This window comes from Pseudomonas sp. DTU12.3 (assembly GCF_004124275.1).
Taxonomy (GTDB): Bacteria; Pseudomonadota; Gammaproteobacteria; order Pseudomonadales; family Pseudomonadaceae; genus Aquipseudomonas; species Aquipseudomonas helmanticensis.
This window is the reverse complement of the sequence record NZ_CP027218.1, coordinates 5,196,109-5,209,275: the sequence shown is the minus strand read 5'-3', so window position 1 is coordinate 5,209,275 and position 13,167 is coordinate 5,196,109. Positions and strand designations below refer to the sequence as shown.

The 13,167-nt window shown below is 59.0% G+C and carries 12 protein-coding genes; 9 read left to right on the top strand and 3 right to left on the bottom strand.

The window, feature by feature from the left end:
- Positions 1–100 precede the first annotated feature (100 nt).
- The 4 genes from C2E19_RS23840 (at position 101) to C2E19_RS23825 (ending at position 5,333) form a co-directional block, all read left to right on the top strand.
- The gene (locus C2E19_RS23840) at positions 101–1,522 is read left to right on the top strand and encodes an amino acid permease (RefSeq protein WP_129395351.1); all 1,422 of its coding nucleotides are present in this window, start codon (positions 101–103) and stop codon (positions 1,520–1,522) included.
- A 188-nt stretch (positions 1,523–1,710) separates the two neighbouring features.
- Positions 1,711–3,195, top strand: coding sequence for a glucosyltransferase domain-containing protein (locus tag C2E19_RS23835; RefSeq protein ID WP_129395350.1), 1,485 nt, complete (start codon positions 1,711–1,713; stop codon positions 3,193–3,195).
- A gap of 114 nt (positions 3,196–3,309) precedes the next feature.
- Positions 3,310–3,672 (top strand): GtrA family protein, encoded by a 363-nt coding sequence (locus C2E19_RS23830; RefSeq protein WP_129395349.1) that lies wholly within the window; start codon positions 3,310–3,312, stop codon positions 3,670–3,672.
- The gene (locus C2E19_RS23825) at positions 3,669–5,333 is read left to right on the top strand and encodes a glycosyltransferase family 39 protein (RefSeq protein ID WP_129395348.1); all 1,665 of its coding nucleotides are present in this window, start codon (positions 3,669–3,671) and stop codon (positions 5,331–5,333) included. The genes C2E19_RS23830 and C2E19_RS23825 overlap by 4 nt, the downstream gene beginning before the upstream one ends.
- On the opposite strand, the gene C2E19_RS23820 is transcribed toward C2E19_RS23825, so the two are convergent.
- Complete coding sequence (locus tag C2E19_RS23820) at positions 5,242–6,861, bottom strand: FMN-binding glutamate synthase family protein (RefSeq protein WP_129395347.1); 1,620 nt, start codon at positions 6,859–6,861, stop codon at positions 5,242–5,244. The two genes, C2E19_RS23825 and C2E19_RS23820, sit on opposite strands and share 92 nt — an antisense overlap.
- Before the next feature lie 212 nt (positions 6,862–7,073).
- Complete coding sequence (locus C2E19_RS23810; RefSeq protein ID WP_129395346.1) at positions 7,074–7,874, bottom strand: LuxR C-terminal-related transcriptional regulator; 801 nt, start codon at positions 7,872–7,874, stop codon at positions 7,074–7,076.
- 125 nt (positions 7,875–7,999) lie between these two features.
- On the opposite strand from C2E19_RS23810, the gene C2E19_RS23805 reads away from it, so the two are divergent.
- From C2E19_RS23805 to C2E19_RS23785, 5 genes are all read left to right on the top strand, one after another.
- Positions 8,000–8,821: a carbon-nitrogen hydrolase family protein gene (locus C2E19_RS23805; RefSeq protein WP_129395345.1), complete on the top strand. Its 822-nt coding sequence runs from the start codon at positions 8,000–8,002 to the stop codon at positions 8,819–8,821.
- Positions 8,822–9,003: 182 nt separating this feature from the next.
- On the top strand, positions 9,004–10,329 hold the full coding sequence (locus C2E19_RS23800; RefSeq protein WP_129395344.1) for an APC family permease: 1,326 nt from the start codon (positions 9,004–9,006) through the stop codon (positions 10,327–10,329).
- A 77-nt stretch (positions 10,330–10,406) separates the two neighbouring features.
- Positions 10,407–10,841 (top strand): NUDIX domain-containing protein, encoded by a 435-nt coding sequence (locus tag C2E19_RS23795; RefSeq protein ID WP_129395343.1) that lies wholly within the window; start codon positions 10,407–10,409, stop codon positions 10,839–10,841.
- Between the two features lie 23 nt (positions 10,842–10,864).
- Entirely contained in the window at positions 10,865–11,503 is a 639-nt protein-coding gene (locus tag C2E19_RS23790; protein ID WP_129395342.1) for a LysE family translocator, read from the top strand.
- A gap of 2 nt (positions 11,504–11,505) precedes the next feature.
- Complete coding sequence (locus C2E19_RS23785) at positions 11,506–12,003, top strand: GNAT family N-acetyltransferase (RefSeq protein ID WP_129395341.1); 498 nt, start codon at positions 11,506–11,508, stop codon at positions 12,001–12,003.
- Between the two features lie 125 nt (positions 12,004–12,128).
- Here the strand turns inward: C2E19_RS23785 and metR are convergent, their stop codons facing one another.
- A complete protein-coding gene (gene metR, locus C2E19_RS23775; protein WP_129395340.1) occupies positions 12,129–13,046 on the bottom strand; it encodes a transcriptional regulator MetR in 918 nt (305 codons plus the stop codon).
- Positions 13,047–13,167 lie beyond the last annotated feature (121 nt).

Here is a 13,167-nt window from a genome sequence, read left to right as displayed (position 1 = left end):
TGCCCACGAGGCAGGCGCGGTTTCACGGCAGCCAAGGCTTATCGGCCGACGCTTCGACACTCGGTGGTCATATCCAATAACAAGACGAGGTTGCATCCCCATGCCAGTCGGCAATCACCTGCCTCACGGCGAAACCGCTCAGGGCGGTCCGCTCAAACGCGAACTCGGCGAACGGCATATTCGCCTGATGGCGCTCGGCGCCTGTATCGGTGTCGGTCTGTTTCTAGGTTCGGCCAAGGCCATCGAAATGGCCGGGCCGGCGATCATGATTTCCTACATTCTTGGCGGTCTGGCGATCCTGGTGATCATGCGCGCCCTCGGCGAAATGGCCGTGCACAATCCGGTCGCTGGCTCGTTCAGCCGTTACGCACAAGATTATCTCGGGCCTCTGGCCGGCTTTCTCACCGGCTGGAACTACTGGTTCCTGTGGCTGGTGACCTGCGTCGCGGAAATCACCGCAGTGGCGGTGTACATGGGCATCTGGTTCCCCGATGTGCCGCGCTGGATCTGGGCCCTCGCGGCGCTGGTCAGCATGGGCTCGATCAACCTGATCGCAGTGAAAGCCTTCGGTGAATTCGAGTTCTGGTTCGCTCTGATCAAGATCGTCACCATCATCGCCATGGTCATCGGCGGCGTCGGTATCATCGCCTTCGGCTTCGGCAACGACGGTGTGGCACTGGGGATTTCCAATCTGTGGGCCCACGGCGGCTTCATGCCCAACGGCGTGCAGGGCGTGCTGATGTCGCTGCAGATGGTCATGTTCGCCTACCTCGGTGTCGAGATGATCGGTCTGACTGCCGGCGAAGCGAAGAACCCGCAGAAAACCATTCCCAACGCGATCGGCTCGGTGTTCTGGCGCATTCTGCTGTTCTATGTCGGCGCGCTGTTCGTGATTCTCTCGATCTACCCGTGGAACGAAATCGGCACTCAAGGCAGCCCGTTCGTGATGACTTTCGAGCGTCTGGGCATCAAGACCGCTGCCGGTATCATCAACTTCGTGGTGATCACCGCCGCGCTGTCGTCGTGCAACGGCGGCATTTTCAGCACCGGGCGCATGCTTTACAGCCTGGCGCAAAACGGTCAGGCACCGGCCGGTTTTGCCAAGACCTCGAACAACGGTGTGCCGCGTCGTGCGCTGCTGCTGTCGATCGCCGCGTTACTGCTGGGCGTTCTGCTCAACTACCTGGTGCCGGAAAAAGTCTTCGTCTGGGTCACCTCGATTGCAACGTTCGGCGCGATCTGGACCTGGGTGATGATCCTGCTGGCACAACTGAAATTCCGCAAAGGCCTGAGCGCCAGCGAACGTGCCGGCCTCAAATACAAGATGTGGCTGTACCCGGTCAGTTCGTACTTTGCGCTGGCATTTCTGGTACTGGTGGTCGGCCTGATGGCGTACTTCCCGGACACCCGTGTGGCGCTGTATGTGGGGCCTGCGTTCCTGGTGCTGCTGACGGTGTTGTTCTACGCGTTCAAGCTGCAACCGACCAACGTTGCGCAAGGTGCGACGGGTTCGGCTTCCTGATCCATTACGCCTGATAAGCAAAAGATCGCCGCCTGCGGCAGCTCCTACAGGGAATCGCATCCCAATGCAGGAGCTGCCGCAGGCGGCGATCTTTTGATCGTTTACCACCGGTCCGAAAGACCGATAAAAAACATTTCCTCAGGTTCAAATCGGTATCACTTCGCGCAGCAGTGAGCAGAGGCGCACCGATGAGGATTAGCGATTTTGTCGTGCGCGAACTCGGCCGGCGTCAGGTGCTGCTGTTCTTTCTGCTCGCGACCGCACTTTACGTCCTGCCGCTGATCCTTGCCGACTTCGCCTATATCGACGACAACTGGCGCGCCCTCGCGGCGGGTAATGCCTGGGCCGGACAGGGTCGTCTGTTCGCCGACTGGTTGTATCAACTGCTGACATTCACCGGCGCCGCGCCCAACATCTTTCCCCTGCCGTTATTGCTCGCCACCGTGGCCATCAGCCTGGCGCTGACACGCCTGACGTTTCACTACTTGCGCGAACCGACCCTGGCCGCTTGTCTGGTGCCGTTGCCGCTCTGGTACAACCCTTTTCTGCTGCAGAATCTCTCTTATCAGTACGACGGCCCGAACATGGCCCTGAGTCTGGTGGCGATGGTCTACGCCATTACCTTTCATAGCGTCTCTCGGGTACAGCGCTGGCTAGTGCCGGCGACGTTGGTTGCACTGGCCATCGGCCTGTATCAGATCAGCCTTAATGTATTTCTCGGTTTGTGTTGTGTGGAGTTGCTCAGGGCTGTGCAGCAGCGAACCCCCAGTGCCGACGTGTGGCGAATGCTCGGTGGCAAACTGGCGCAACTGACCCTCGGCGTTATGATCTATGGCATCACCGCATACCCATTCATGACCCATCAACGGCAAGCCGATTTGCTCGATTGGAGCGCGCACCCTCTGCTGCAGATCGCGATCAACCTGGGGCGAATACTGGAAAAACTCGCGCTGCTGTTTCACGGAGGCTACAGCTGGATATTCGCGGCGCTGATGCTGTGCGCATTTGCCGGTCTGGTCGGCGTGGCACGGCAAGCACAAGCATGGCGACATGTGCTTTCAGCTTCAGTGTGTCTGGCGTTGATCGCACTGTTGGTACCCGGCATCACGCTGCTGTTTCGCGATTTCAACGAAGGCGCGCGGACGCTGATGGGCTTTGGCGTCCTGCTGGTCGCGCTGTTCTATCTGGCCAGTGTTGAATTGGCGCAACATCACCGCCGACTGCCTTTGCTGCTGATCATCCCGCTGCTGGCAACGCTAGCGCTTTCCTTCGCCTATGGCCGAGTGTTGACGCTGCAGAAAACCTTCGCGACGGCAGCCTTGTACAGCCTGGGGCACGATATCGGCGGTGATCGTGAGTTGCGCGAGGCCAAGCGTATTTACCTGTCGATCAATTACTCCGATCGCTGGCTGACGAGTGCCGAGGGCTCGTTCAGGCAACTGCCGGTTTTGCGTTACCTGTTGAACGTCGACTACTACATGCTCGCGGAAAACCTGCCCTCTGTCGGCATCACCAACGTCGTCGCCGAACGCGAGCGACACAACGCCACTCATGTCGGTTACTTGGGGTATCCAGCGCGGGTAGAAAGCTTGTACTACCGCATTTATCTGATCGGCGATTACGCTTTCATCGTCATGAAAGAACCGCCGCATGGCAGGTTATTGCAGTGGTGAAGGACGACCTCTCATCGTTTTCGACCGCGCACCTGTAATTTCTGACAGTAGACCGACCTTGCGTCTTGCCCTAGCGTGACCCTTAGCCAAAAACGGCGATGGCAAGGAACCGCGATGAAAGGATTCTCTGCGTTGACGGTGATCGGAATCGCCGATGGACTGATCCATTGGCAGCTGTTTTTTGTCCTGTGCACTGCCGTCGGGCTGACGCAGGCGGCGAGCAATTTTGCGGCGTTTTGCGTGGCGGCAGCCTTCTCTTTCTACGTGAACATGCTCTACACCTTCGAAAGCCGGACATCGGTGTTCGGCTATCTGCTGTTCATCATGGTGATGGGCGGGTTGAGCTTCAGTATTGGCGCGATAGCCGATGCCTGGGATTTGCCGGGATTGATGACTGTGGCGGTGTTCACCCTGATCAATCTGCTGCTGGGGTACGGCTTCTTCAGGTTTGTACTGTTTCGCGGGCAAAAAGCATGAAGCCCTGGACGACGGCTGCGACTTTAAATCGATCGCTGGCGCCAGAGCAGGTTGATCGACTCGCTCTCGCAGCTGTTTTGCTCATTGCGCTATTCGTGCGGTTCTACGCCATTGCAGTGCCGGCAATCTGGTACGACGAAGCCTACAGCCTGGTGCTTGCACGCGAAGCACCCGCGCGAATCTGGGCGTTGACGGCGTTGGATGTACATCCGCCGCTCTACTACCTGCTATTGCATTACTGGATGTTGTTGTGGGGCGATTCGCCGTTTGCGGTTAGAGCCTTGAGTGCACTGGCCGATGTCGGCACGTTGCTGCTGAGTATCAAGTTGATGAGCCTGATCTCCACACGCAGAGCGACGTGGATCGCTGCTGTGCTGTTGGCTTTTTTGCCAATCTCGGTGCGTTACAGCCAGGAAGCCAGGATGTATACCTTGGTCGGGTTCTGGCTGATGGCGGCGACCGTGGTGTTGGTGTGCTGGGTCAGAGCCCCGGAGCAAAAACGCTTTTCGCTTATTTACGTGCTGCTGATGGTTGCTGCGTTTTATACCCATTACTTTGCAGGACTGTGCGTGCTGGTGCATTGGTTGTTCTGGTGGCAGAGCCGGTCCTCCAACACTGCCGTTGCGATCCCGTGGGGGCAGTGGACAGTCGCCAACCTTGCCATCGTGTTCTGGTATCTGCCCTGGATCCCTCCTCTCATCGAACAGCTTTCCATCACCAATAATTTGCAATGGATCCAGCCTGTCACGCTGCAAGATGGCTTGGCGCTGGTATGGCAATTCATCGTTCTGGGAGATTCGCGTCGCTCCCTTTGGCAGCTGATGCCGTTTGCGCTGATGCTGCTGTGTGCGGCAACAATCATTATGAAACCGAGCGGCGAGCGTCGATTCAGTGTGTTGCTGGTCAGCTATTTTTTTGTCCCCGTGATCGCTCTTTATCTGATCAGCCTGGTTCTTCCATTGTTTGTGCCTCGGTACCTGGTTTTTTCGGCACCCGCGCTGGCGATGATGATTGCCGCAGCGTTGGATACCGGCGGGACACGGCGGGCGTTCCTGGCGATGATAGCGCTGATGCTTGTCGTAGCTGCGCAGTTGCATGGGCTGACAATGGTCTATCGGCAAACCGATGGATTGAATGGAACGGGCGCGCGCCAAGACACTGGATTCGCTTCATTGGTGGCGCAGTTGAATCAGAACGCCCGTCCGGGAGACGAGATCATTATCGCCAATGCGTACTGGTTCCTGACTTTCGCTTATTACAGCACCACAAGCATTGAGCCAAAATACGAGATCCGCTCATCGATGGATGAGTTCTTGAGGCTTACAAGTCGGGGAGCCTTGAGCCTGATCAATGATCCTGCCAGGAGCGCCTACATCGACGGCGTGACGGCGCTGGATTGTCGTAGCCAGAGGGTGTGGTGGGTAACCGATAAGTCTTTGTCGCAAGCCCGACCGCTATTTGCAAAGGACCGTGCTCCTTCGTTTGTATTCAACGGCGGGAATGTTTTCGCGTATCTGTTCAGTCCAGACGCAGTGCTGGCCCCAGGGGAGGCCAGCACGTCAGTTGCTTCTATGCCGCCACCAGATCATTCGGCTCAAAACTGTCCGCCCGCGCCATTTGCCACATCCGCGAATAGAACTCGCCATTCACCTCGCCAGTGAGCAACTCACCGGGTTTGAGAAACACATGCAGTTGCGAGAACAGTTTGATCTCGGTCGCCGACATGCGTCGCACCAGGTGCTTGGCCGACAGTTGTGATGGATGTTCAAGGCCTGCGGCGGCGAGCATTTCCGCCAGTGCCTTGAGGGTGCTGCGATGGAAGTTGAAGACGCGTTGCGCCTTGTCCGGCACGACCAGGGCACGTTGGCGCAAGGCGTCCTGGGTGGCGACGCCGGTCGGGCATTTGTTGGTGTGGCAAGACTGTGACTGAATGCAGCCGATGGCGAACATGAAGCCGCGCGCGGAGTTGGCCCAGTCGGCGCCGATGGCCAGCACGCTGGCGATATCGAAGGCGCTGACGATCTTGCCGCTGGCGCCGAGTTTGATCTTGTCGCGCAGGTTCAGGCCGACCAAAGTGTTATGCACGAACAGCAGGCCTTCGCGCATCGGCACCCCGATGTGATCGGTGAACTCCACCGGTGCGGCGCCGGTACCGCCTTCCTTGCCGTCGACGACAATGAAATCCGGAAGGATGCCGGTTTCCAGCATGGCTTTGGCGATGCCCATGAACTCCCACGGATGACCGAGGCAGAACTTGAAGCCCACTGGTTTGCCGCCGGACAGTTCACGCAGTTGCTGGATGAAATGCATCATCTCGATCGGCGTGGAAAACGCGCTGTGACGTGATGGCGACACGCAGTCTTCGCCCATCATGATGCCGCGGGTTTCAGCGATTTCCCTGGTGACTTTATGCTTGGGCAAGATGCCGCCGTGGCCGGGTTTGGCGCCCTGGCTCATCTTGATTTCGATCATCCGCACTTGTGGATCCTGCGCCTGAGTGGCGAAGCGTTCCGGGTCGAAACGGCCGTCGCTGCTGCGGCAGCCGAAGTAGCCGCTGCCCAGTTCCCAGGTCAGGTCGCCACCGTGTTCGCGGTGATACGGGCTGATGCTGCCTTCGCCGGTGTCGTGGGCGAAGTTGCCGAGTTTCGCCCCCTGATTGAGTGCGCGAATGGCGTTGGCGCTGAGCGAGCCGAAGCTCATCGCCGAGATGTTGAACAGCGATGCCGAGTACGGCTGCGTGCATTGCGGGCCGCCGACGGTGACGCGGAAACTGCTCGGGTCGCTCAGCGGCGCCGGGCGCATCGAGTGACCGATGAATTCGAAACCGGCCTGGTAGACATCGATCAGCGTGCCGAATGGTTTGTCGGCGCTTTCGTTTTTCGCCCGCGAATAGACCAGCGAGCGCTGGGCGCGGGAGAAGGGCAGGGCGTCGCTGTCGGATTCGAGCAGGTACTGGCGAATCTCCGGGCGGATGCCTTCGACCAGATAGCGAATGTTGCCGAGGATCGGGTAGTTGCGTCGCACTGCGTGCGGGCTCTGCAGCAGGTCGAATACGCCGAGCAGGCTCAGCACACCGGTAACGGCGGTGATCGGCCAGAGCCAGTCATGTTCAAGGAAAGGCAGGCTGGTGAGGGTGAAAATCACGCAGACGGCAAAGAAGGCGTAGCGGCTCAGGAGTGACAGGCTCATACGGTTTCCTTGGTTCGGACTCAATGGATTGCAAACCTATTGGATGGGCCTTTGTGGCGAGGGGATTTATCCCCGTTGGGTTGCGAGGCAGCCCCAAAACCATCACAGCGGTTTAACTGAAAGACCGCATGCACAGGTTTTACGACTGCTGCGCAGCCGGACGGGGATAAATCCCCTCGCCACAGGGAGATTCATCGACTCAGGAAAGCGTGTCAGGCGTTTTGTGCCTGAAGAAAAATCGAAAACAGCTCGGACTGGGATTTGATCCCCAGCTTGCTGTACATGTGTTTCTTATGGACTTTCACGGTTTCTACAGAGATTTCCAGCTTACGGGCGATTTCTTTACTGGAGCAACCGCTGAGCATCAAACGCCCGACGTCCAGTTCCCGGGCGGTGAGTTGCGCGCCCTTGAGTTGCTGCACCGACGCTTCCAGTTGCACGCGCCAGTCTGGCTGCGCAGGTGTGGCGGCGAGCGCTACGGTTTCGTTGATTTCATAGGGTAGCCGCTGGCGTAACAGGCCGAGCACCCACGGCTGAATCAATGACAGCAGCGCAATCTGCTCAGCGCTAAAACGCTTTTCGCTGCCCAGCGACAGGCACAACGTGCGCTCACCTTCGAGCTGGCAATTGAACTGGATTTCGTCGGCCACCACATTCAGACGAAAGTATCGCTGGTAATACTCGGTCAGCTCGAAATGCTCCGGGGCAACCTCCGACAGGCGATACAAACCGGTGCGCGATTGCTCGCGGCAGGCAATGTAAAACGGGTCGAGCAGATACAAACCACGCAGATAATCCTGAAACAACTGGTCAGGACTGCCGTCTTCACCGGGGCATTCGGCAAAGACTTGCGGGTGCTGATCGGCACTGAACAGCAACGCCACCCAGCTATCGAACGGCACGTACTGATCCAGCAGGCGCACCAGTTGCGCCCAGAAATTTGGCTTGTCGAGCGCGTCGATCAGTTGCCCGACGGCGCGGTGCCAAGTGATGTCGTCAAACGAGAGTGTCATGCAACTACCCCTATCGGGTTACCCCGGCCGCGTGATTCCCTGGCCGGCTGCTTGCTGCGCATACTGGCCCACAGACAGCCACCGGGCAATCTTTCAGCGCCCGACGCTCATAACAAGGAATTCCCATGAAAGTCGAACTCGCCCAACTGGCGGGCCGTGACAATGGCACGGCATACAACCTCGAACGCGCGCTGACGGCGATTGCCGCGTGTGCTGCCGACACACAATTGCTGGTGTTCCCGGAAACCCACCTGATGGGCTTCCCGACCGCCGAGACTGTCGCGCAAACCGCCGAACCGGTCGATGGGCCGACCGTCAGTGCGGTGCTGGCGGCCGCTCGCGAGCGCAACATTGCGGTGGTGATCGGCATGGCCGAGAACGACAACGGGCGCTTTTTCAACACCACGTTGCTGCTCACCCCGCAAGGCATCGCCCTGAAATACCGCAAGACACATCTGTGGGCGTCGGATCGCGGTGTGTTCGAGGCCGGCGACCGCTACGCCACCTGCGAGTGGAACGGGGTGCGCGTCGGCCTGTTGATCTGCTACGACATCGAGTTCCCGGAAACCGCGCGTGCCCTGGCGCAACTGGGTGTCGAGTTGCTGATCGTGACCAACGGCAACATGGATCCGTACGGCCCTACTCACCGTACCGCGATCATGGCCCGTGCCCAGGAAAACCAGGCGTTTGCGCTGATGGTCAACCGCGTGGAAGCGGGCGATGACGGCTTGATGTTTGCCGGTGGCAGTGCGCTGGTGGATCCGCTCGGTTCGCTGCTGTTTGAAGCCGGACGTGAGCAAGGGCAGTTCAGCGTCGAGCTGGATTTCGCTCAGCTGGCCATTGCGCGCAAGGATTACCGTTATCTCGATGACCAGCGATTGAAGTTGCCGGGGCAGGTGGTGCAGCACGCTGGTGGTTTGCGCGAGTTGCTGATTCCTGCGCGCTGAAGATCAAAAGATCGCAGCCTTCGGCAGCTCCTACAGGAGTACGCATTGCCATGTAGGAGCTGCCGAAGGCTGCGATCTTCTATCGATTCATTTGACTCACCCAAAACAACAACACACATACCCGAAACATTCGCCGAACTCGGCTCTGCCATAAATCCAATAAAATTCGGAGTAAGTCGCTCATGGCTCGTTTGCAACGCACCCTGTCATTAGGGTCGGTGGTGCTGTTCGGCATCGCCTACATGACGCCGATCATTGTCCTCGGCACCTTCGGCATTCTTGCGCAATCCACCGCTGGCATGGTGCCGGCTGCATACCTGGCGGCGCTGGTGGCGATGTTCTTCACCGCCATGAGCTACGGGCGCATGGCTGCCGCGTTCCCGGTCGCCGGCTCGGCTTACAGCTACGTGCGCAAGGCGATCAGCCCGAAACTCGGCTTCATCGCCGGTTGGGCGGTGCTGCTCGACTACCTGTTTCTGCCCATGGCGATCTGGCTGATCGGCGCTGCCTATCTGGCGTCGGCGTTCCCCTCGATTCCGCAGTGGATCTGGGTGCTGGCGTTCATCGGCATCACCAGCGCGATCAACATCATCGGCCTGAAACTGGCCAACGGCATCAACGCCCTGTTGATGCTGGTGCAGTTCCTCGTACTGATCGCGTTCGTCGCGCTCTGCGTGCACTACATCGGCGGCGATGCGAGCACACCGCTGTGGTCGATCAAGCCGTTCTTCAACGGTGACATGCAAATGCCACTGATCATGAGCGGCGCGGCGATTGCCTGTTATTCATTCCTCGGTTTTGACGCGGTCAGCACGCTGACGGAAGAAACCCGCGATCCACGCCGCACCATTCCCCGCGCGATCATGTTGATCACCTTGATCGGCGGATTGATCTTCGTCGGCGTGTCGTATTTTGTGCAGATCGCGCATCCGTCTTTCCAGTTCGACAGTGTCGACTCGGCGGCTTACGAGATTGCCCGCAACATCGGCGGTGATCTGTTCGTGTCGATTTTCCTCGTCGGTCTGATCGTCGGCCAATTCGCCTCCGGTCTGTCCGCCCAGGCCAGCGGTTCACGGCTGTTGTTCGCCATGGGCCGCGACGGGGTGTTACCGAAGTCGTTTTTCGGCACCCTGCACGCGCGTTTCGGCACGCCGGTCAACAGCATCCTGCTCTGCGCGGTGGTGGCGCTATTGGCGCTGAAACTCGATGTGACGACTTCTACTTCATTCATCAATTTCGGCGCGTTCCTCGCGTTCAGCCTGGTCAACCTGTCGGTGATCTTCCATTACTGGATCGCTGGCGAGAAAAAGGGTCCGCGTGAACTGGTACTGTTCTTGATCTTTCCGTTCATCGGTCTGGTCGCGGATTTGTGGCTGATGGTCAGCCTCGATCATCTGGCGGTCTATCTGGGGCTAAGCTGGCTGGCCATCGGCGTGGTGTATCTGGCGGTACTCACCGGCGGTTTCCGTCGCCAGCCGCCGGAAATGGATTTTCAGGAAGCAACCTGAGATCGTCGGCAACGGCTTTGCGCACAAACGGCAGGCATGTGATGCTTGCCGTTTTTGCGCCAAAGGCTTTCTCTGTCATGTCGACTTTTTCCGCTCAAACGCCTGCCCTGATTCGCATCGCCGCGGCACTGCTGCTTAACACTGACGGCCAGACCCTGTTGGTGCGCAAGCGCGGCACCACGGCGTTCATGCAGCCGGGCGGCAAGATCGAAGCCCACGAGTTGCCGGTACATGCACTGGCTCGCGAGCTTGAGGAAGAACTGGGGCTGGAGATCGATCCCGCACAGGCGACTTTTTTGGGTCAATTTTCGGCACCTGCGGCCAACGAGCCGGGGTTTACAGTGCAGGCGGAAATCTTTCAACTGACGATCGACACCGACGTCACTCCCGCTGCCGAAATCGAAGAAGTCATCTGGATCGATCCGGCCACTGATCCTGCGGTCGATCTGGCGCCATTGACACGTGACCAGATCCTGCCGTTTTATCGCCATTCGCTGACAGCAATCGCCTGATCATCCACGCAAAGGACTTTGCCATGATCCCGCTTCAAGACCTGCTGATTTTCGCCGCCGCCGCGTTGCTGATGGTACTGACACCGGGGCCGAACATGATCTATCTGATTTCACGTTCGATCTGCCAGGGACGCCGGGCCGGGGTGACGTCCTTGTTGGGCGTGGTGGCGGGGTTCTTTGTGCATCTGTTTGCGGCGGCCGCCGGTTTGACCGCGGTGTTCCTCGCGGTGCCGATGGCTTATGAAGTATTGAAGTGGGCCGGTGCGCTCTACCTGTTGTGGCTGGCCTGGCAAGCGGTGAAACCCGGCGCGCGGTCGCCGTTCGAAGCGCAACAACTGCCACCGGACTCGTCGCGCAAACTGATCACCATGGGCTTTCTCACCAGTGCGCTGAACCCGAAAATCGCGGTGTTCTATCTCTCGGTGTTTCCACAGTTCATCAGCCCTGAACACGGCTCGGTGTTCACCCAGAGCATCATTCTCGGCCTGACCCAGATCAGCGTCAGTTTCTGCGTCAATCTGTTGATCGCGCTATTCGCGGCAGGCATTGCCTCCTGGTTCGTGCGCTATCCGACGTGGCTGGCGGTACAGCGTTATTTCATGGGGTTCGTGCTGGGCGCGCTGGCCGTGCGCCTGATGCTTGAGCAACGCAGGACGGCGTGAACATGTGGATCGAACGGCTGGACGCCAGTCACGCGCTGGCTTATCGAGAATTGATGCTCGAAGCTTATGATCGCCACCCGCAGGCGTTCACTTCCAGCGTGCGCGAGCGCGCGGCGATGCCGTTGAGCTGGTGGGAGGGCCGCCTGACCAGCAAGCTTGACGTGGTGCTCGGCGCTTTTGAAGGTGGCACGCTGGCCGGTATCGTCGGCCTTGCCTTTGAGCCGCGCGAGAAAGCCCGACATAAAGCCACCTTGTTCGGCATGTACGTCTCAGCCGACTTCCGCGAGCATGGCCTGGGATTCGAACTGGTTCAGGCGGCACTCGCCGAAGCGCAAAACCACCCGGCGCTGAAAGTCGTCCAGCTGACTGTCACCGCTGGCAACGACTCGGCGTTCAAACTTTATCAGCGCTGCGGCTTCATCCAGTTCGGCCTCGAACCGCTGGCGGTACGGGTCGCTGAAGATTACTTCGACAAGATCCACATGTGGCGCCAGCTCTGATATCACACTGAACCCTCGTGCGAGCGAGCCTCCTCGCGAAGGCAATCTGTCAGTTGATATCCGCTGTGACTGACACGCCGCATTCGCGAGCAAGCCCGCTCCCACAGGGTTTGTGTGTATGGAGTTCAGCGTACCGCGCTGACGCCGTCGAGGGTCGAGAACGAGGTGTCCTTGGCGGTCAGGAGGAAATCGCGCATGTACGGCGCATCGAGCATGTCCGCACGAATCGCCGCGTACAGCGTGGCAAACAGGCCTTTTTCGCCGAGGCGCTTGGCCTTTACGTAACCACGCGAGCTGTACTCATGCAGCGCCCAGTGCGGCATGCCGCAGACGCCACGGCCGCTGGCGACCAGTTGCATCATCATTACCGTCAGTTCCGAAGTACGTACTTGTGCGGGCTCGATATCGGCGGGTTCAAGAAAACGGGTGAAGATGTCCAGGCGATCGCGTTCTACCGGATAGGTGATCAGGGTTTCGCTGAGCAGGTCTTCGGGGACAATGTAAGGTTTGCTCGCCAGCGCATGCTGATTGGCCACCGCGAGCATGGCTTCGTAGGTGAACAGCGGCACGTAGGTGATGCCGGCGATTTCCAGCGGATCGGAAGTCACCACCAGATCCAGATCGCCACGGGCGAGTGCCGGTAGCGGCGCGAAGGAAAACCCCGAGGCCAGATCGAGTTCGACTTCCGGCCACGCGTCGCGGAACTGGTCGATGGTCGGCATCAGCCACTGAAAGCAGCTGTGGCATTCAATGGCCATGTGCAGACGCCCGGCAGTGCCACCGGCCAGACGGCTGATGTCACGTTCGGCGGCGCGCAGCAGCGGCAGTGTCGCGTCAGCCAGTTGCAGCAAGCGCAAACCGGCGCTGGTGAAACGCACCGGCTTGGTTTTACGTACGAACAAGGGCATGCCCATGCGTTCTTCCAGTTCCTTGAACTGGTGGGACAGGGCCGATTGGGTCAGGTGCAGACGGTCGGCGGCGTCGACCAGGCTTTCGGCTTCGCGCAGGGCGTGCAGGGTTTTCAGATGACGGATTTCAAGCACCGCAGGCTCCATGAAACAAATTTGTGATAAGAGTGATTGCGGTGAGTTTGTCTCATGTTGGTGAAGCTGTCGACCAGCATGCCTTTCTTCGTGTCCGGGGGTTATGTCGGCGGAGCACTGG